Origin of the sequence: Micromonospora sp. NPDC050397 (genome assembly GCF_044901685.1) — a bacterium.
GTDB lineage: Bacteria > Actinomycetota > Actinomycetes > Mycobacteriales > Micromonosporaceae > Micromonospora_G.
This window is the reverse complement of sequence record NZ_JBJDPS010000017.1, coordinates 24,018-43,952: the sequence shown is the minus strand read 5'-3', so window position 1 is coordinate 43,952 and position 19,935 is coordinate 24,018. Positions and strand designations below refer to the sequence as shown.

Here is a 19,935-nt window from a genome sequence, read left to right as displayed (position 1 = left end):
GAGGTTCCGCGTGAGCTGGCTCGACCAGGTCAAAGACCAGGCCGAGGTCCTCATGCACGCCCGTGCCCTGATGGAGGGCGGCCGGTCCGCGGCGGCGTGTCAGACCTTCGAACAGGTCATCGGGACCACCGAGGACCCCTACACCCGGGCCGACGCGCTGGTCCAGCGCCTCTCCGCCCTGATCAACCTGGGCCGGACCGCCGAGTACACCAGCGCGGTCGAGCGGGCCTTCGAGGCCGCCCGTGACCTGACCGAGCCGTACCTGCACGGGCACCTGCACGCGCTGGCCGCGCTCGCCGCGCACGACCACGGCGCGCTCGACCGCTGCGTCACCCACCTGGTCCGCAGCGCCCAGGCGCTGACCGCGGTGGACGACCCGGACCGGGAGACCGCGTGGGGCTGGCACGACCTGGCGATGGCCTACTCGTACCTCAGCTTCCACGGTTACGCCCTGGCCGCGATCGAACGCGCCCGACAGCTCGGCGCCGCCGCCGGGATTCCGGACGAGACCTTCGCGGCGCCCGGGATCCGGCTGCGCAACGCGGTCACCCTGGACCACCACGGCGACAGCGACGGCTGCCTGCGGGTGCTCCGGGACATCGGCGGTGACCTGGACCGGTTCGTCTCGATCGGCGGTCGGGACCGGCTCCGCCCGAGCAGCCTGGTGGCGTACGGCTACGCGGTCGCCCGTCGGGCCGCGCTCGGCGAGCCGACCGAACTGCCGCCGGGCATCTCCGCGACCGCACTGCTCGGCCAGGGCGGGGACAGCGCCCGCGCCCGGGACATGCGCCAGCTCGGCGAGGCGTGTCTGGCGATCGCGGCCGGACGGCCGATCGAGGCGATGACCCGGCTGGAACGGGTCACCGTCGCCGCCGAGACGCTCGGCGCGGCCGAGCACGCCCGGCTGCGCAGTCTGGCGTACAGCCGGGCCGGTGACCACCCGGCCGCCCACCGGGCGGACCGGTTCGCGTTCCGGCTCGCGGCCCAGCGCAACGACCGGCTGCGGGATGTCTACGTGGACGGCATCGCGGCCCGGATCGACCACGAGGAGCTGCGCCGCGAGGCGGCCCGGTACGAGGACGAGGCGCTCACCGACCCGCTCACCGGCCTGCCCAACCGGCGCCGGTTGGAGCGCTACATCGCGACGATGGTCGGCCGGGGCGAGCGGGCCGTGATCGGGGTCTGCGACCTCGACGGCTTCAAGGCGGTCAACACCGCGCACGGCCACCACTCCGGTGACCTGGTGCTGCAACGCGTCGCCGGGGTGATCAACCGGGTGATGCGGCGCGGTGACTTCGTCGCCCGGTTCGGCGGTGACGAGTTCGTGGTGGTGCTGCCGAGCGCCGGCATGGCCGAGGCCGAGGAGGTCGGCCGCCGGATCAGCTCGGCGGTGCAGGCCGAGGACTGGGCCTCGCTGGTGCCCGGCACCCCGGTCGGGGTCAGCGTCGGCTTCGCCGAGGTGAGCGGGACCGGCACCGGCCTGCGGGACGCCCTCGGCACCGCCTTCAAGATCGCCGATCGCGAGATGCTCCGCGCCAAAACCACCCGCCCCCGCGCCCCACTGCCCTGACCGAGGTAAGGAAGGGCCCCCTGTTATCGCTTTTTGTATAGGAAGGGGCCCTTCCTAACACTGGGTCAGCGGCGGGAGAGCTCGCTCTCGCCGGCCAGCCTGGCGGCCCGGTCCGCCTCGGTGAGCGCGCCAAGGACCGCCTCCAGGTCGCCCGCGAGCACCAGGTCGAGGTTGTAGGCGGTGTAGCCGATCCGGTGGTCGGTGATCCGGTTCTGCGGGTAGTTGTAGGTGCGGATCCGCTCGGAGCGGTCGACCGTACGCACCTGCGAGCGGCGGGCGTCGGACGCGGCCGCGTCGGCCTGCTCCTGGGCGGCGGCGAGCAGCCGGGCCCGCAGGATCCGCATCGCCTGCTCGCGGTTCTGGAGCTGACTCTTCTCGTTCTGGCAGGAGACGACGATCCCGGTCGGCAGGTGGGTGATCCGGACCGCCGAGTCGGTGGTGTTGACCGACTGGCCGCCGGGACCGGACGAACGGAACACGTCGATCCGCAGCTCGTTCGGGTCGATGGTGACGTCGACGTCCTCCGCCTCCGGCAGCACCAGGACCCCGGCGGCGCTGGTGTGGATCCGGCCCTGGGACTCGGTGACCGGCACCCGCTGCACCCGGTGCACGCCGCCCTCCCACTTCAGCCGGGACCAGACGCCGTTGCCACCCTCCGGTACGCCCTTGGTCTTGACCGCGAGCGAGATGTCCTTCACCCCGCCGAGGTCGGAGTCCTGTACCTCGAGCACCTCGGTCACCCAGCCGTGCCGTTCGGCGTACCGGGTGTACATCCGCAGCAGGTCACCGGCGAAGAGGGCGGACTCGTCCCCGCCCTCACCCGCCTTGATCTCCAGGATCACGTCCTTGGCGTCGTGCGGGTCGCGGGGCGCGAGCAGTTCGGCGAGCCGCTGCTCCAGCGCGGGCAGGGCGGCGGCCAGCGTCTCCGCCTCGGCGGCGAAGGAGGCGTCCTCGGCGGAGAGCTCCCGGGCCGCGTCGAGGTCGGAACGGACCTGCTCCAGTTCGCCGGCCGCCTTGTGGATCGGGGTCAGCTCGGCGAACCGGCGACCGACCCGACGGGCGACGGCCTGGTCGGCGTGGATGGCCGGATCGGCGAGCCGCTTCTCCAGCTCCGCGTACTCGTCGAGGAGTCCAGCCAACCGCTCACTGCTCATTGCCCGTACTCCTTAGGACGACCGGGGGAACGCGGCCGGTTCCGGCCGGGGGAACCGCGAAGACGGGGTCTTCCGCGGGCAGATACGGACGGCGCCCGCGACCCGGTACGAACCGGGACGCGGGCGCCGTCGACGCAGCTACTTGGCCTTCTTGGCCTGAACCTTGGCGTACTTCTGCTGGAACTTCGCAACCCGGCCGGCGGTGTCGAGAACGCGCTGCTTACCGGTGTAGAACGGGTGGCAGGCGCTGCAGGTCTCGACGTGGATCGAGCCGCCCTTGGCGGTGCTGCGGGTGGTGAAGGTGCTACCGCAGGAACAGGTCACCTCGGTGGTGACGTATTCCGGGTGGATATTGGGCTTCATGTCGCCTCGGTCCCTTTCGTCAAGTGGTCGCCGGGTCGCCGTCACCGCTCGTCACGATCGCGTGGCGCGCTCGGGCGTGAACCGGAACCGGTGGCCGATTGACCAGTGTGCCATGGGCCTCGACCCACCCCTAAATCGGGCTGCACACCGGATCCGTGGTGGTTAACGTGTGCGCACCCCTACGCATTCCCCTCCCGCCGGAAGGCACACCCCGTGACCGCCCCTGTCCACGTACCCGGTGTCCCGCTCGCCCATCTCTTCGACCCCTCGGCCCTGGCCGCCGCGCTCGCCGAGGGCCAGGTGCGCGCTCAACGCCACCCCGAGCTGCCGTTGAGCGTCTACAACTACACCGAGGCGGCGAGTTACGCCGGGGCGTGGACACCGGTGACGCTGGCCTGTCGGGGGCTGATCGTGGACGACGTGACCGGCACGGTGGTGGCCCGGCCGTACCCGAAGTTCTTCAACCACGACCAGGCCCAGGCGCCGGACCTCCGGCTCGACGCGCCGGCCACGGTGACGGACAAGGCCGACGGCTCGCTCGGTGTGATCTATCCGACCCCGGACGGGTACGCGGTGGCCACCCGGGGCTCGTTCACCTCGGACCAGGCCCGGCACGCCACCGCGCTGCTGCGCGCCCGCTACCCCGGATTTGTCCCGCCACCCGGCCTGACCGTGCTGGTCGAGATCATCTATCCGGCGAACCGGATCGTGCTCGACTACGTCGGCCTGGACGACCTGGTCCTGCTCGGCGCGGTGGAGATCGATACCGGCCACAGCCACGGGCCGGCGGCGGTCCCGCGGTGGCCCGGTCCGGTGGTCGACGAGCTGCCCTACCGGACCCTCGCCGAGGCACTGGCCGCGCCGCCCCGGGACAACCGGGAGGGCCTGATCGTGCACTGGCCGGACACCGACCAGCGGGTGAAGGTCAAGTACGCCGACTACGTACGCCTGCACCGGCTGGTGTTCGGCCTGAGCGCCCGTACGGTCTGGGAGATCCTGGCCCACGGCGGCAGCCTGACCACGCTGGTCGAGCCGCTGCCGGACGAGTTCCGCGACTGGGTGGAGCGGGTCGCGGAGGGGCTGGTCGAGGCCGTCGACGCCCACGCCGCCGCGATCGAGACCACGTACGGTGAGATCGTCGCCGGGCTGCCGGACGGCTGGACCCGGCGCGACTTCGCCGGGGCGGCACTGGCCCACCCGGAACGCGCCGCCCTCTTCCTCCGGCTCGACGGCAAGGACTACCGCTCGCTGCTCTGGCAGCGGGCCAAGCCGGCCGGCGACCGCACCCCGCACAACCCGGAGTGAACGATGACCCGACTGATCCTCACCCGGGGGCTGCCCGCCTCCGGCAAGACCACCTTCGCCCGCAAGCTCCAGCCGGGCGTGGTCCGGGTCAACCGCGACGACCTGCGGCGCATGCTGCACGGCAGCCGGCTGTTCACCCAGTGGGCCGAGGGGCAGGTGACCGCCGCGCAGCGGGCACAGGTCGAGGCGCTGCTCCAGGCCAAGGTCGACATCTGCGTGGACGACACCAACCTGCGGTCGAAGACCGTACGGGACTGGGCCGAACTCGGCGCCCGGTTCGGCGCCACGCTGGAGGTGCACGACTTCACCGACGTGCCGGTGGACGAGTGCGTCCGGCGCGACGCCGAGCGGCCGGAGGTCGACCGGGTCGGCGAGCCGGCGATCCGGCGGATGCACGAGCGGTACCTGGCCGGGCGCAACCTGCCCCTGCCGGTGCCGTACGTGCAGCCGGGCGGCCCGGCCACGGTCTACCGGCCGACGGCCGACGTACCCGAGATCGTGCTGGTCGACATCGACGGAACCGTGGCGCTGATGGGCGACCGCAGCCCGTACGACATGAGCCGGGTCGGCGACGACCTGCCGAACGCACCCGTCATCGCCGCCGTACGGGCGATGCACTCGGCCGGCTACGGCATCGTCTTCTGCTCCGGTCGGGACGACTCCTGCCGAGCCGAGACCGAAGCCTGGCTCGACCTGCACGTGGCGGTGCCGTACCTGGCCCTGCACATGCGCCCGTACGGCGACAGCCGCAAGGACGCGGTGGTCAAGCGGGAGATCTTCGAGCGGGACATTCACCCGCACTACCGGGTGGTCGGCGTCTTCGACGACCGGATGCAGGTGGTCCGCATGTGGCGCGCCCTCGGCCTGACCGTCTTCCAAGTAGCCGAAGGCAACTTCTGAGGTGTAAGGAAGGGCCCCTTGTTATCGCTTTTTGTATAGGAAGGGGCCCTTCCTAACCTGCGGGCGGGGCAGCGCGAGCTGAGGTGGGGAGTTGGTGCGGGGGGCGGGGGCGGCCGGGAGGGGCGTACGACGAAGGGCACGGCCGGTAGCGGCCGTGCCCTTTCGCTGTCGTGTCGCGGCGGACTACTCCCCCGGGGTCGACTTCGCGATCTGCATCAGGAACTCGATGTTGGTACGGCTCTGCTTGAGCCGGTCCAGCAGCAGGTCCAGTGCCGCCTGCGAGTCCAGCGAGTGCAGCACCTTGCGGAGCTTGTGCGTGATCGCCAGCTCCTCCGGCGCGAGCAGGATCTCTTCCTTACGGGTGCCGGACGGGTGGATGTCGATGGCCGGGAAGACCCGCTTGTCGGCGATCTTCCGGTCCAGCTTCAGCTCCGCGTTGCCGGTGCCCTTGAACTCCTCGAAGATGACCGTGTCCATCATGGATCCGGTCTCCACCAGCGCGGTGGCGAGGATGGTCAGCGAGCCGCCGTTCTCGATGTTGCGGGCCGCACCCAGGAACCGCTTCGGCGGGTAGAGCGCCGTCGAGTCGATACCACCGGACATGATCCGGCCGCTGGCCGGCGCGGCCAGGTTGTACGACCGACCGAGCCGGGTCACCGAGTCGAGCAGTACGACCACGTCGTGGCCGAGCTCGACCAGGCGCTTGGCCCGCTCGATCGCCAGCTCGGCGACCGTGGTGTGGTCCTGCGGCGGCCGGTCGAACGTGGCCGCGATGACCTCGCCCTTGACCGAGCGCTGCATGTCGGTGACCTCTTCGGGCCGCTCGTCGACCAGCACCACCATCAGGTGGCACTCCGGGTTGTTGTGGGTGATCGCGTTCGCGATCGCCTGCAACACCATGGTCTTACCCGCCTTCGGCGGGGAGACGATGAGCGCCCGCTGGCCCTTGCCGATCGGCATCACCAGGTCGATCACCCGGGTGGTGAGGATGTGCGGCTCGGTCTCCAGGCGGAGCCGTTCCTGCGGGTAGAGCGGGGTCAGCTTGTAGAACTCCGGCCGCCGCTTCGCCTCGTCCGGCTCCATCCCGTTGATCGTGTCGAGCCGTACCAGCGGGTTGTACTTGTCCCGCCGCTGCTCGCCGTCCCGGGCCGCGCGGACCGCGCCGGTGACCGCGTCACCGCGACGCAGGCCGTACTTCTTGACCTGGGACATCGACACATAGACGTCGTTCGGGCCGGAAAGGTAGCCGGTGGTCCGTACGAAGGCGTAGTTGTCGAGCACGTCGATGATGCCGGCCACCGGGACGAGCACGTCGTCCTCGTTGACCTGGGGCTCGCGGCCCCCGGTCTGCTCGGTGCCCTCGGGGCGGTCGTTGCGGCCCCGCCGCCGGTCCCGGAAGCGGCTCCGGCGGCTGCGACGGCCACCGTTCTCGCCGTCGTCGTCGCCGTCGTCGTTGCGCTCGTTGTTCCGGTCGTTGCCCCGCTCGGCGTTCCGGTCGCTGCCGCGCTCGTTGTTCCGGTCACCGTTGCGCTGACCGCGCTCGGCCCGGTCGTTGCGCTCGGCCCGGTCGCCACGCTCGGCCCGGTCGCGCTCCCGACCGCCGCGGGACTCGCCCCGCTCGGCGCGGTCGGTGCTCTCCGCCGCAGGCTCCTCGGCCTTGGGCTCGGCCGCCGTGGGGGCGGCGGCGTTGGCCGCGGCGGCACGGCTGGACCGACGGGAGGAGCGCTCGCGTCCGGTCGGCTCGGCGGTCGCCGGGGCCGGGGACTCGTCCGCGCCACGCCGTTCGGTGTTGTCGCGCACCTCGGCGCGTACCTCATCACGCGCCGGGGCGGCCGCGGCCGCAACCTCGGCCCGGGGACGCGGCGGGCTACCCGCGGCGGCGCCGCCCTGTCGCTCGGAGATAGCGCTGATCAGCTCGCCCTTACGCATCCGGGCGGTGCCGGAGATGCCGAGCGACGCGGCCAGGCTCTGCAGCTCCGGCAGCAGCATGGCCGACAGGCCGGTGCCAGTCCGGCGGCGACGGACGGGACCCGCGGTGGCTTCGCCAGCGACGTTGGAAACATCCGACGTCACGTCGGTGGTGTCGCTCAATGGATTCCTTCCCTCGATAAGGCCGGGGCTGCCCGGGATCGACTAACAAGGTGGCCGGGCGGCCTCGGTACACCCGCCTCGCGTCGCGCGTAACGGGAGTCTGTAACACAGCAGCCGGTTTTTCCGACTCACCAACGTCGGTGAGCAGTCTCGCCGTCTGCGGCGACCGGTTGGAAAAACTGCGGTGCGGCGTGGGCCTAGGCAAGGGTGAGACGGGCTAACCGCCGAAAGCTTCGGGGGTGCACCGACCCGCAGGAGATCGCATGCTTCGCGGCTGTGCTAAGTCTAGAGCGTAATCAACTCTTCCGACCTGCGGCAACAGGGTCCCGCTCGGCGTGTCCAAGTCTAACCCTATCAACCAGGGCGCCGGTCACGTCTACTGGCAACAAGCGGACCGACCAGCCCATTCCCGGGTCGAAGCCGGCCGGGGGCGTCGAGAGCGCCAGCACGGTCGGGCCGGCACCACTGACCACGGCGGCCACACCAGCCCCACGCAGGGCGCTGAGCAGGGCGGCGGTGCCCGGCATCCCGGCCGCGCGGTAGTCCTGGTGCAGCCGGTCCTCGGTCGCGGCGTAGAGCAGGGACGGGTCGGCGGTGAGTGCGTACACCAGCAGAGCCGCCCGTCCGGCGTTGCTCGCGGCGTCGGCGTGCGGCACCGTCGCCGGCAGCGACGCGCGGGCCACCGAGGTCAGCCCGCGTTCCTCCGGCACGAAGAGAACCGGCGCGATCTCGGGCGCCGGCCGCAGCACGACCGCCCGCGCCCCACCGACCAATCCCACCCCGCCGACCGATCCAGCCCCGCCGACCGATCGCGTCCCGTCCACCGATCGCGTCCCGTCCACCGATCCAGCTCCAGCGAGCGATCCCGCCCCTTCCACCGGTCCGGCCTCGCCGACCGATCGCGCCCCGTCAACCGATCCAGCCCCGCCAGCCGGAGAAGCCGCGTCGGTCGATCGGGCCCCGAACGTCGATCGAGTCCCGGCACCCGAAGTGGTCCCGCTGGTCACGGCGCTCACGCTGTTCACACTGGTCGCAGGCGTATCGGAAGATCCGCTCACGGCGCCCGCAGTCCAGGCCGGGGTCTCAGTCCGGGCCGGAGTTCCAGTCCCGGCCGGGGTGTCGGTCCGAGTCGGGGTGTCGGTCCGAGTCGGGATGTCGGTCCGAGTCGGGATGCCGGCCCGAGCCGGGCTCTCGGTCCAGGCGATGGTAAAGCCGCCGAGCAGGCAGGGCGCGACGTTGTCCGGATGTCCCTCGATCTCGGCCGCCAGCCGGAGCGCGCCCGCGTCGTCGAGCCGCTCGTCACCGTCGACCACGAGCGCCCTCGCCAGTGCCACCCCGGCGACGATCGCGGCCGACGACGAGCCCAGTCCACGGGCCTGGGGAATCCGGTTGAGGCAGTCCAGGGCCAGCCCGGTCGGCTGGCCGCCGAGCAGGTCGAAGGTGGCGCGCATGGCGCGTACGACCAGGTGGGTGTCGTCTTCGGGAAGCTCGCCGGCGCCGGCCCCGGTCACGGTGACCTGGCAGCCTCGGGGTGCCACCCGGGCGCCGACCTCGTCGTGCAACGCCAACGCGAGACCTAGCGCGTCGAAGCCGGGCCCGAGGTTGGCGCTGGTCGCGGGCACCCGCACCCGGACCGGCTCGGAAACGAAGGACAACCCCATCCGGACATGCTAGAGCGGGCGGCCGGCACAACTGCCGGTCGCCCGCACGTGATCAGCATTCGGACGGCGAGTCGCCACGTTCGCTACTCGTCGGACTCCCCGACCGGCGGGTCCGAACCGGCCGGGGAGTCCGATTCGGTACGGTCGCCGGCTTCGCTACGGTCAGCCGAGCCGGCCGAGCCGGCCGAGCCGGTACGGTCAGCCGAGCCGGCCGAGCCGCTACGGTCAGCCGAGCCAGCCGAGTCAGCCGAGTCAGCCGAGCCAGCCGAGCCAGCCGACGGCCGAGGCTGGCGGCCGACCGTACGAAGGGCGAGCCGGAGCGCGTACTCGATCTGGGCGTTGACGCTGCGCAGGTCGTCGGCGGCCCAGCGGGCGATGGTGTCGTACACCTGCGGATCCAGTCGGAGCAGGAGTTTCTTGCGTTCGGCCATCAGCCGGACCGCCTCTAGCTGTAGAGAGACCCGGCGTTGACCACCGGCTGGGCCGCCCGGTCTCCGCAGAGTACGACGAGCAGGTTCGCCACCATCTGTGCCTTGCGCTCCTCGTCGAGTTCGACCACGTGCTCCTCGCGCAGCCGCTCCAGAGCACTGGAGACCATGCCGACCGCACCCTCGACAATTTTGAACCGGGCCCCGACGATCGCGCTCGCCTGCTGCCGGGCCAGCATCGCCTGGGCGATCTCCGGAGCGTAGGCCAGGTGAGTGGTACGCGACTCGAGCACCTCGACACCGGCGAGTTCGGACCGTTCCCGCAGCTCGTGCGTCAACTCGTCACTGACCACGGCACTGTCGCGCAGGCTGGCCCGACCCGAGTCGTGCGCCTCGTACGGGTAGCTGGTGGCCAGGTGCCGGACCGCCGCCTCGGCCTGTACGGCGACGTACTCCACGTGGTCGTCGACGGCGAAGGTCGCCTTTGCCGCGTCGACCACCCGCCACACCACCACGGCAGCGATCTCGACCGGGTTGCCGTCCGCGTCGGAGACCTTCAGCCTCGCCGTCTCGAAGTTGCGCACCCGCAGGGTCACCTCGGTGCGCGCGGTCAGCGGCCAGGTCCAGTGGAACCCGGCCTCCCGGATGGTGCCGAGGTAGCGCCCGAAGAACTGGATGACCTGCGCGTTGTTGGGGTTGACGATGATGAAGCCGGTGGCCACGACGGCAAGCACCACGAGGTAGCCGACGGCGGTCGCGATGAGCGCGGTCGCCTCCGCGCCGCTGGCGGCGACCGCACCGGCGGCGGCACCCGCGAGCACCAGCAGCAAACCGACCATGAGGAAACCGGACATTCGGAAGACGGCTCGCTCCATGACATCTCCTCGCTAGCAAAGTGATATCACTAAGATAGCGATCCATCGACCACCTGGCAATGGCCGGACCGGTACGCGCAGAATGCCGACAGAAACCCGGCTACGCCGGACGGCCCTCGACCGGCTCAGACTCCGCCCCGACGACCAGCCCAGCCGCCCCGGCAACCGGCTCGACCGCCCCGGCGACCAGCCCGACCGAACCGGCGACCGGCCCGACCGCCCCGGTGACCTGCTCGACCGCCCCAGCGACCGGCTCGGCGTCGGGACTGCTCAGCGAGAGCCGGCGGGTGGCTATCCGCCAGCCGACCGCGTAGACCACGGTGACCAGGCCACAGCCGGCGAGCACCACCCGCTCGTCGACGTGGTCCACGATCGCGGCGACCGCGAGCTGGCTGATCGAGATGGCGAACGTGGCGAGCATCAGGTCGGTGGCGAAGACCCGGCCCCGCAACCGGTCCGGCACCTCGCCCTGGAGCGCGAAGTTGGAGAGCACCCAGTTGCTGCCGCCGGCGAAGTGCGCGACAAAGATCAGGGCCAGGACCAGCGGGAACCAGTTGACCAACGAGACGCCGAGATAGGCCAACCCGTAGCCGGACATCGAGAGCGCCAGCCCCGGCAGCAGCCAGGACCGCCGGGTCAGCACCCGGCGCATCAGCACCGGGCCGGCGAGTGCCCCGGCTCCCCGGGCGGCGAAGAGCAGGCCGGCGCCGAGCGCGCCGACGCCGTACACGCCGGCCAGCAGCGGGAACACGGTCAGCACGCCGTTGCCGAGGCCGACCGCCGACTTCACCGTGACCAGGGCCCGCAGCCGGGGCCGGGCCGAAATGTAACGCAGCGCCTCGCCGAGCGCCGCCCAACCCCGCTGCGTCGGCTCGGCGTGGTCGCGCGGAGCCTGCAACGGACGGCGGATCAGCCCGGCCAGGCCGGCGGCGACGGCGAGCGCCACCGCCGCGATCCAGAAGCAGGCGTACGGACCGACGGCCTCGCTGAGCAGCCCGCCGAGCGACGCCCCGACCACCGCCATCGTGCCCCAGGCCGCACCGGCGACCGAGTTGCCGGTGGCGAGGTCCTCCGGTGCCAGCACGTTCGGCAGGGCCGCCTGTGCGGCGGGCGAGTAGAACGCCTTCGACACCGCGACCGCACCGACCGCTACCAGTGCCAGCCAGGCGGTGCCGGCGCTACGCACCCCGAGCAGCAGCAGGATCGCGGCCAGCGCGCTCAGGTTCGCCACCATCATGATCTTCTTGCGGTCGATCCGGTCGGCGATCATGCCGCTGTACGGCAGCATCAGCGCGGTCAGGCCGGTGTCGACGGCAAGCACCAGAGCGCCCCAGACCCCACTGCCGGTGAGCTGGGGCAACAGCACCAGCAGCGGCACCATGACGAACCAGTCGGAGCCGAACACCACCAGTTGGGCGAGGAAGAGGTTCCGGAAGTCACGGTTTCGGGCGAGCACCCGCAGCGGAGACGACGACACGTACCGGCACCCTACCCGCGCCCCGCGACGCCACAGACGGGTCGTCCCGGGCCGGTGGATCACCGGCCCGGGACGACTTCACGCAACGCTGAACTGGCTACTCCGCCGGCGGCAGCGGCGAGCGCTTCGTCCTCGGCAGCCGGAGCACCTCGAACTGGTCGGTGCCGTCCACCAGCGCACCGGACGGCCGGGGCGCCGGCTCGGTGCCGGAGCGCTCGGCAGCGGAGCCGGAGGCAGCCGTCGTACCGTCGGCCGCCGCAACCGGCGCACCCGCCCCGACCAGCACCGGCTCCCGCTCCGCCTCGGCCGGCACGGCAGCCTCGCCGCCACCGGCACGACGCAGCCGACTCCGCTCCTTGCGGCCCTCCACGATCGTGTAGAGGGTCGGCACCAGCACCAGGGTGAGCAGGGTGCTGCTGAGCAGACCGCCGATCACCACCACGGCGAGCGGCTGCGAGATGAAGCCACCCTCACCGGTGAGGCCGAGCGCCATCGGCAGCAGGGCGAAGATGGTCGCGATGGCGGTCATCAGGATCGGGCGCAACCGCCGCCGAGCCCCTTCCACCACCGCGTCCTTCACGCTCAGACCCTGCTCCCGGTACTGGTTGATCAGGTCCAGCAGCACGATCGCGTTGGTCACCACGATGCCGACCAGCATCAGTGCGCCGATCATCGCCGGCACGCCCAGCGCCGTACCGGTGACCAGCAGCAGCACGATCGTGCCGGTCGCCGCGAACGGGATCGAGACCAGCAGGATCAGCGGCTGGATCAGGCTCTTGAACGTCGCGACCATGATCACGAAGACGATCGCGATCGCGGCGAGTACGGCCAGACCCAGGTCGGCGAAGGCGTCCGCCTGGTCGGCGCTGACCCCGCCGATGGTGAAGCTGGCACCCGGTACGTCCAGCGCGTCCAGCTTCTTGGTCAGCTCGGCGGTGGTGGCACCGAGGTTCGAGCCGGCCGCCGTGCCGGTGACCGTGACGCTGCGCTCGCCGTCGATCCGGGTCACCGAGACCGGACCGGCCACCTCGTTGACCGTGGCGATGTCGCCGAGCCGGGCCGGGCCGACCGGAAGCGCCTTGAGCGCGTCCACCGTGGCCGGGGCGGGGCCGAAGCGGAGCACCACGTCCTGCTGCTCGTTGTCGAACGAGACCTGCCCGAGCGGGCTGCCCCGGAACGACTGGGCGACAAGCTGTCCGACGGCGGCCTCGGAGAGCCCGAACTGGGCCGCCTTGGCCCGGTCCACGGCCACGTCGATCCGGGGAGCGCTGTCGGCCAGACCCGACTCGACGTCCTCCACGTCCGGGATGGCGGCCATCGCCTGCCGTGCCTGCTCGGTCGCCCGGGCCAGTACGTCGTTGTCGGACGCCTGCACGACCACCGCGAGCTGGTTGGTCGACTGACCGCCGCCGCCGAAGGTGATCTCACCGACGTCGCTCAGCTTGTCGAACTCGGCCCGCAGGATGTCCTTGAGCGGACCCGCCTCGGTGCCCTCCTTCAGCGCCACGGAGAAGCTGGCGTTGGCGGCGCCGCCGTCACCTCCGAAGGGGCCCCCGCCGCCACCGGCGGTCACCTGGTAGGTCTCGATCCCGTCGTGCCGGGCCAGGATCGTCTCGACCTGCTTGGCCGCCGCGTCGGTGGTGGCCAGGCTGGTGCCGACCGGCAGCTTCTGGCTGATGCTGATGGTGTCCTGGCCGGAGTCGTCCAGGAAGTTGGTCTTGAGCTGGGTGGCCAGTCCACCGGTCACGATCAGCACGACCAGACCGATCGCCACGGTGGTCCAGAGCCGCCGGGTGGCGAACGCGATCACCGGCAGGTAGGCCCGCTGCAACGGGCTGCGCAGCTCCTTCTCCTCGGCCGCCGCGCGCACCGCCGCCTCGCCCGCGCCGCCGGCCGCCGGCTTGAGGAACCAGTACGCCAGCACCGGGATGACGGTCAGCGAGACCAGCAGGGAGGCGAGCAGGGCCACCGTGACGGTGATCGCGAACGGGGCGAAGATCTGCCCGACGAACCCGCCGACCAGGGCGATCGGTGCGAACACCGCGACCGTGGTGAGGGTGGAGGCGGTCACCGCGCCGGAGACCTCCCGGACGCCGGTGATGATCGCCTTCCGCTTGTCCTCGCCGTACCCGAGGTGTCGTTTGATGTTCTCAAGTACGACGATCGAGTCGTCCACCACCCGGCCGACCGCGATGGTCAGCGCGCCGAGGGTGAGCAGGTTGAGCGAGTAGTCGCCGATCCAGAGCGCGATCAGCGCGACCAGCACCGACAGCGGGATGGAGACCGCGGTGACCAGGGTCGACCGCACCGAGAGCAGGAACACCAGGATGACCAGGACCGCCATCACCAGGCCGAGCAGGCCCTCGGTGGTCAGGCTCTCGATCGACTTCTCCACGTACGGCGCCTGGTCGAAGACCACGGTCAGCTCGGTGCCGGACGCCTTGCCGAGGTCGGCGAGCTTCTCCCGGATGTCGTGCGAGATCTGCACCGCGTTGCCGTCCGGCGAGGCGGTCACCTGGATGCCGAGACTCTGCTTGCCGTTGGTCCGGGTGAACGCCGTCGCCGGGGCGAGCTGCTCGTCGACGGTCGCGATGTCGCCGAGCTTCGCCGCCGGGGCGCCGGGCGCGGTCGGGCTGACGTAGATGCCGCGCAGTTCCTCGATGGTGGCGATCCGGGTGCCGATCTGGACCGTACGGGCCTGGGCGCCGTCGACCAGGGTGCCGGCCGGAATGGCCACACCGTTGGCCTTCAGCGCCGCACCGATGGCGGTCGGGGCGATGCCGGTCGCCGCCAGCTTGGCCGGATCGGGGGTGATCACGACCTGCTGTTCCGGTGCGCCGGTCACGTCGACCGTGCGTACGCCGTCGATGCCCTCCAGTTCGGACACGACCGACGTACGCAGCTTCTCGGCCAGCGCCTGCGGGTCCTGGCTGCCGCTCGCCGCGAGCACCACGGCCGGCAGGTCGTCCGTGCTGCCGGCGAAGACCATCGGGTCCACACCCTCGGGCAACTGGGCGTCGATCCGGTTGAGCGCCGTCTCCATCTTGTTGACCACGGCGTCGAGGTCGGTGCCGAACTCGTACTCGACCTGGACGGTCGCCGCGCCCTCCCGGGAGGTCGAGGAGACCTTGGTCAGGCCGGCGACGCCCTGGATGCCGTTCTCGATCGGCTCGGCGACCTGCGCCTCGACGATCTCGGGCGAGGCGCCGGGGTAGCTGGCGATGATGAAGGCCGCCGGGAACTCCAGCGACGGGAGGAGTTGCTGCTTCAGCGAGGGGACGGCGAACAGCCCGAAGCCCGTGATCACCACCGCTATGAGGGCGACCAGCCCTCGGTTGGCAAGACTGAGTCTGGCAAACAACGACATGGGCGAGCTCTCCTGGGGAAAGTCAGGGCGCGACACGAACATTTTGCCTGACGTGAACAATTCGCGTGGGGCCGGGGGTGACTGCTAACGTCCGGTGGCCAGTGGCAGCGACCTCCGTCACCGCCACCACGTCAGAACGAGCAGGCGGAGGAAGAGTTGACCGACCGGGCCCGGCTCATCGCGGCCATCATGGATGGTCAACGCCGGATGCAACACCTGTTCGCCTCCGACCGCTCCGATCCGCTCCTCTCGCTCCACCTGACCCTGCCGCAGCTCAAGATCCTCCTGCTGCTCGCCATGCGCGGCAGCGCCTCCGGCCGGGAACTCTCCGAGACCGTCGGGGTCAGCCTGGCGACCATGACCGGCATCGTCGACCGCCTCGTCGCGCAGGATCTCGTCGTACGGGGTGAGGACCCGCGCGATCGGCGGGTCCGCCGGGTCGAGCTGAGCCCGTCCGGCCGCACGCTCATGGAAGGCATCGTGACCGCCGGCAACGCACGGATGCAAAACATCCTCAGCCGGCTCTCAGTCGACGAACTGGCGACCGTCGAGCGGGCCACCAGCCTGCTCGCCACCGCCGCCGAGACCCAGCGCGAAACCGAGAACTAACCCCGCCCCAAACCACCGCTGACCGCGACGGTCACCGCTGCCGCGACCGGCACGGGGTTCGGGGGCGGCGTGCCCCACGACGGGATCAAGCCTGACCGCCCCGAGTGGGGCACGCCGCCCCCGAACCCACCCCAAAAACCAGGTCAAACCAGATCAAGCGCCCGAGCCGCCGCAACCACATCGTTCCGGATCGTGATCGGCGAAGGCGCGGTCGAGATCGCCCACTCCGGATCCTTCAACCCGTGCCCGGTAACCGTGCAGACGATCGTCGACCCGGCCGGCACGTTGCCCGCCTCGGCCTGCTGGAGCAGACCCGCGACACTGGCCGCGCTGCCCAGCTCCACGAACGCGCCGACCTCCCGGGCGAGCAACCGGTACGCCGAGAGGATCTCCCGGTCGGTCACCGCCGCGATCAGCCCGCCGGAGGCGTCCCGGGCGTCGAGCGCCCCGGTCCAGCTCGCCGGGTTGCCGATCCGGATCGCGGTGGCGATGGTCGACGGTTCCCGGACCGCCTCGCCGTGCACGATCGGCGCGGCGCCGGCCGCTTGGAAGCCGTACATCCTGGGGTGGCGGGTGGCGTTGCCGGCGGCCACGTCCTCCCGGTAACCCAGCCAGTACGCGGTGATGTTGCCGGCGTTGCCGACCGGCAGGCAGTGGATGTCCGGGGCGTCGCCGAGCGCCTCGACGATCTCGAAGGCGGCGGTCTTCTGCCCGTGCACCCGGTCCGGGTTGACCGAGTTGACCAGCGCCACCGGGTAGTCCTGGGAGAGCTTGGAGGCGAGCGCCAGGCAGTCGTCGAAGTTTCCCTCGACCTGCAACAGCTTCGCCCCGTGCACCAACGCCTGGGCCAACTTGCCCAGCGCGATCTTGCCCTGGGGCACCAGCACCGCGCAGCTCAGCCCGCCCCGGGCGGCGTACGCGGCGGCGGAGGCGCTGGTGTTGCCGGTGGAGGCGCAGATGATCGCCTTGTTGCCCTGCTCGACCGCGCGGGAGACCGCCACGGTCATCCCCCGGTCCTTGAACGAACCGGTCGGGTTGGCCCCCTCCACCTTCAGGTAGACGTCACAGCCGGTGCGGGCGGAGAGCACCGGCGCGGGCAGCAGCGGGGTGTTGCCCTCGTGCAGGGTGACGACCGGGGTGGCGTCGGTCACCGGCAGCCGGTCCCGGTAGGTCTCGATCAAACCCCGCCACATGTCGAACTCCTCGTCGATGCGTTGCCGCCCGCGCGGACGGACACCGGGTGCAGGTGGGTCAAGCGTGACCCAGGGTGCCGGTCGCGACGCCCACGCACCCGTGGTTACCCACCTGGCGGGACGGCGCGATCCGGCTCGGACGCCACCCTCGACACAGCGCGAACCGGCTCAGACGCCACCCTCGACCCGGAGCACGCTGGCGATCGAACGGACGATGTCGAGCCCACGCAGCTCCTCGACGGTCGCGGCGAGCGCGGCCTCCGGCGCGGCGTGGGTGACGACCACCAGGATGGCGTCACCGCCCCGCCCGGTGGGCGCCGGCCCGGCGGTGTTCGGGGCGGCGGAGGCGGACGCCTGGCGGACGGTCGCGATCGACACCTCGTGCCGGGCGAAGACCCCGGCCACGGTGGCGAGCACCCCGGCGCGGTCGGCCACGTCGAGGCTGATGTGGTAGCGGGTGACCGCCTCCCCCATCGGCCGGATCGGCAGCGCCGCGTACGACGACTCGCTGGGCGCGCGGACCCCGGCCAGCCGGTTGCGGGAGACCGCCACCACGTCGCCGAGCACCGCACTCGCGGTCGGGCTGCCGCCCGCACCCCGGCCGTAGAACATGAGCTGACCGGCCGCCTCCGCCTCCACGAAGACCGCGTTGAACGCGTCCCCGACACTGGCCAGCGGGTGGCTGCGAGGGATCATCGCCGGGTAGACCCGGACGCTGATCGACTCGGTGCCGGTGGCGTCCGGGCCGCGCGAGGCGATGCAGAGCAGCTTGATCGTGCAGCCCATGGCCTTGGCGCTGGCCACGTCGGCGGCGGTGACCTCGGTGATGCCCTCGCGGTAGACGTCGGCCGCGCCGACCCGGGTGTGGAAGGCCAGCGAGGCGAGGATCGCCGCCTTGGCGGCGGCGTCGAAACCCTCGACGTCGGCGGTCGGGTCGGCCTCGGCGTAACCCAGCTCGGTCGCCTCGTCCAGCGCCTCGGCGAAGCCGGCACCGGTGGCGTCCATGGCCGAGAGGATGAAGTTGGTGGTGCCGTTCACGATGCCGGTGACCCGGGTGATGGTGTCGCCCTGCAACGACTCCCGCAGCGGGCGCAGCAGCGGGATGGCACCGGCCACCGACGCCTCGTAGTAGAGGTCGGCACCGCTCTCCGCGGCGGCGTCGTGCAGCGCCCCGCCGTCCTCGGCAAGCAGCGCCTTGTTCGCGGTCACCACGCTCTTGCCGGCCCGCAACGCCTCGACCAGCCAGGTGCGGGCCGGCTCGATCCCGCCGACCATCTCCACCACGACGTCAACGTCGTCCCGCTTGACCAGGCCGAGCGCGTCGGTGGTGAAGACCGCCGGGTCGACCGGTAGACCGCCCCGGTCCCGCCCCTGCCGGCGGACCGCGATGCCGGCGATCTCCAGCGGGGCGCCGATCCGGGCGGCCAGGTCGGCCGACTGCTCGTGCAGCAGCCGCACCACCTCGGCGCCGACCGTGCCACAGCCGAGCAGCGCCAAGCGGAGAGGTCTTGTCATCCCACATCCAATGCCAGCAGATCGTCTTCGGTCTCCCGCCGGACGATCACGCGTGCCTCGTTGCCGCGGACCGCCACCACCGGGGGCCTCGGCACATGGTTGTAGTTGCTGGCCATGCTCCGGCAGTAGGCACCCGTGCCGGGCACGGCGAGAAGATCTCCAGGCTGTACGTCGGCGGGCAAGAATTCATCCTTCACCACCACGTCCCCGGACTCGCAATGCTTTCCCACCACCCGGGCGAGGATCGGCTCCGCCGTCGAGGCCCGGTTGGCCACCGTGGCGGAGTACGAGGCACCGTACAGCGCGGTACGGATGTTGTCGCTCATCCCGCCGTCGACGCTGACGTACGTCCGCAGCCCGTCGACGTCCTTGACCGTGCCGACCTCGTACACGGTGAAGACCGCCGGGCCGATGATCGCGCGGCCGGGCTCGAAGCTCAGGTGCGGCTTGGCCAGCCGCAACCCCTCGCACTCACCGTCGACGATCTTGTGGATCCGCTTCGCCAGCTCGTGCGGCGTGGACGGGTCGTCCTGGGTGGTGTACGCGATACCGAAGCCGCCGCCGAGGTCCAGCTCGGGCAGTTCGACGCCACGGGCATCGCGGATCTGCGCCTGGAGGGAGAGCACCCGCCGGGCCGACACCTCGAAACCGCTGGTGTCGAAGATCTGCGAACCGATGTGCGAGTGCAGCCCGCGCAGCTCCAGCACGTCGTCGTCGAGAATCCGGAACGCGGCGGCCGCCGCCGCCCCGCCGGCCAGCGAGAAGCCGAACTTCTGGTCCTCGTGCGAGGTGGCGATGAACTCGTGCGTGTGCGCCTCGACCCCGACGGTGACCCGGATCAGCACCCGGGGCCGGACCCCGCGCTCCCGGGCCAGCGCGGTCAGGCGGTCGATCTCGTCGAACGAGTCGACGATGATCCGGCCCACCCCGGCGTCCAGTGCCCGGGTCAGCTCCGCCACCGACTTGTTGTTGCCGTGGAAGCCGATCCGCTCGGCCGGCATGTCGGCGGCGAGCGCCACCGCCAGCTCGCCGCCGGAGCAGACGTCGAGGTGCAGCCCCTCCTCGGCGATGATCCGGACCACCGCCTTGCAGAGGAACGCCTTGCCCGCGTAGTAGACGTCCTCACCGGCGAAGGAGGCCCGGAAGTCGCGGCAGCGCGAGCGGAGGTCGTCCTCGTCGAGCACGTAGAGCGGCGTGCCGAACCTCCGGGTCAGCTCGCCGATCCGCAGCTTGCCGACGGTCAGCTCACCGTCGCCGTCGCGGGTCACGGTCCGCGGCCACAGTTGCGGCAGGAGGGCGTTCACGTCCTCGGGCGTACGCAGCCAGGCCGGTCCCCGACTGCCGAGGTCGCCGTGCAGCGCCCCCGCCTCGTGAGCACGCATCATTGTCCTTTCACTGGTGACCCGTGGACTGGCCGCCCCACGCTC

Annotated in this window: 14 protein-coding genes and 1 pseudogene; 4 read left to right on the top strand and 11 right to left on the bottom strand. The window is 71.4% G+C overall.

The features are described 5' to 3' along the window. The first annotated feature begins 10 nt into the window (after positions 1-10). Complete coding sequence (locus tag ACI2K4_RS31565) at positions 11-1,570, top strand: GGDEF domain-containing protein (protein ID WP_404516556.1); 1,560 nt, start codon at positions 11-13, stop codon at positions 1,568-1,570. A 65-nt stretch (positions 1,571-1,635) separates the two neighbouring features. On the opposite strand, the gene prfA is transcribed toward ACI2K4_RS31565, so the two are convergent. Both prfA and rpmE read right to left on the bottom strand, forming a co-directional pair. Then, positions 1,636-2,724, bottom strand: a complete 1,089-nt coding sequence (gene prfA / locus ACI2K4_RS31560) for a peptide chain release factor 1 (RefSeq protein WP_404516555.1) — start codon at positions 2,722-2,724, stop codon at positions 1,636-1,638. 138 nt (positions 2,725-2,862) lie between these two features. After that, the gene (gene rpmE, locus ACI2K4_RS31555; RefSeq protein WP_121156762.1) at positions 2,863-3,087 is read right to left on the bottom strand and encodes a 50S ribosomal protein L31; all 225 of its coding nucleotides are present in this window, start codon (positions 3,085-3,087) and stop codon (positions 2,863-2,865) included. 213 nt (positions 3,088-3,300) lie between these two features. Between rpmE and ACI2K4_RS31550 the strand changes: the two genes are divergently transcribed. Together ACI2K4_RS31550 and ACI2K4_RS31545 are read left to right on the top strand one after the other, a co-directional pair. Further along, positions 3,301-4,392: an RNA ligase gene (locus ACI2K4_RS31550; protein WP_404516554.1), complete on the top strand. Its 1,092-nt coding sequence runs from the start codon at positions 3,301-3,303 to the stop codon at positions 4,390-4,392. A 3-nt stretch (positions 4,393-4,395) separates the two neighbouring features. After that, a complete protein-coding gene (locus tag ACI2K4_RS31545; protein WP_404516553.1) occupies positions 4,396-5,292 on the top strand; it encodes an AAA family ATPase in 897 nt (298 codons plus the stop codon). A 183-nt stretch (positions 5,293-5,475) separates the two neighbouring features. Here ACI2K4_RS31545 and rho read toward each other — a convergent pair whose 3' ends face one another. From rho to ACI2K4_RS31515, 6 genes and pseudogenes are all read right to left on the bottom strand, one after another. Beyond that, positions 5,476-7,383 carry a transcription termination factor Rho gene (gene rho / locus ACI2K4_RS31540; RefSeq protein WP_404516551.1) on the bottom strand — a complete coding sequence of 636 codons (1,908 nt, stop codon included), beginning with the start codon at positions 7,381-7,383 and terminating at the stop codon, positions 5,476-5,478. 296 nt (positions 7,384-7,679) lie between these two features. After that, entirely contained in the window at positions 7,680-9,044 is a 1,365-nt protein-coding gene (thrB, locus tag ACI2K4_RS31535) for a homoserine kinase (protein ID WP_404516550.1), read from the bottom strand. A gap of 83 nt (positions 9,045-9,127) precedes the next feature. Further along, positions 9,128-9,475, bottom strand: coding sequence for a hypothetical protein (locus ACI2K4_RS31530; RefSeq protein ID WP_404516549.1), 348 nt, complete (start codon positions 9,473-9,475; stop codon positions 9,128-9,130). Between the two features lie 14 nt (positions 9,476-9,489). Continuing rightward, complete coding sequence (locus ACI2K4_RS31525; protein WP_404516547.1) at positions 9,490-10,347, bottom strand: SPFH domain-containing protein; 858 nt, start codon at positions 10,345-10,347, stop codon at positions 9,490-9,492. A gap of 250 nt (positions 10,348-10,597) precedes the next feature. Next, positions 10,598-11,824, bottom strand: a pseudogene (locus tag ACI2K4_RS31520) (MFS transporter); the annotation flags it as partial. Between the two features lie 97 nt (positions 11,825-11,921). After that, entirely contained in the window at positions 11,922-15,191 is a 3,270-nt protein-coding gene (locus tag ACI2K4_RS31515; protein WP_404516546.1) for an efflux RND transporter permease subunit, read from the bottom strand. 156 nt (positions 15,192-15,347) lie between these two features. Here ACI2K4_RS31515 and ACI2K4_RS31510 point away from each other — a divergent pair, with 156 nt between their 5' ends. Then, positions 15,348-15,800, top strand: coding sequence for a MarR family transcriptional regulator (locus ACI2K4_RS31510; RefSeq protein ID WP_404516544.1), 453 nt, complete (start codon positions 15,348-15,350; stop codon positions 15,798-15,800). Positions 15,801-15,943: 143 nt separating this feature from the next. On the opposite strand, the gene thrC is transcribed toward ACI2K4_RS31510, so the two are convergent. The 3 genes from thrC to lysA form a co-directional block, all read right to left on the bottom strand. Then, positions 15,944-16,993: a threonine synthase gene (gene thrC / locus ACI2K4_RS31505; RefSeq protein WP_404516543.1), complete on the bottom strand. Its 1,050-nt coding sequence runs from the start codon at positions 16,991-16,993 to the stop codon at positions 15,944-15,946. A gap of 168 nt (positions 16,994-17,161) precedes the next feature. Continuing rightward, positions 17,162-18,508 (bottom strand): homoserine dehydrogenase, encoded by a 1,347-nt coding sequence (locus ACI2K4_RS31500; RefSeq protein WP_404516542.1) that lies wholly within the window; start codon positions 18,506-18,508, stop codon positions 17,162-17,164. Next, positions 18,505-19,890 carry a diaminopimelate decarboxylase gene (lysA, locus tag ACI2K4_RS31495; RefSeq protein ID WP_404516671.1) on the bottom strand — a complete coding sequence of 462 codons (1,386 nt, stop codon included), beginning with the start codon at positions 19,888-19,890 and terminating at the stop codon, positions 18,505-18,507. Before lysA ends, ACI2K4_RS31500 begins: the two co-directional genes overlap by 4 nt. Positions 19,891-19,935 lie beyond the last annotated feature (45 nt).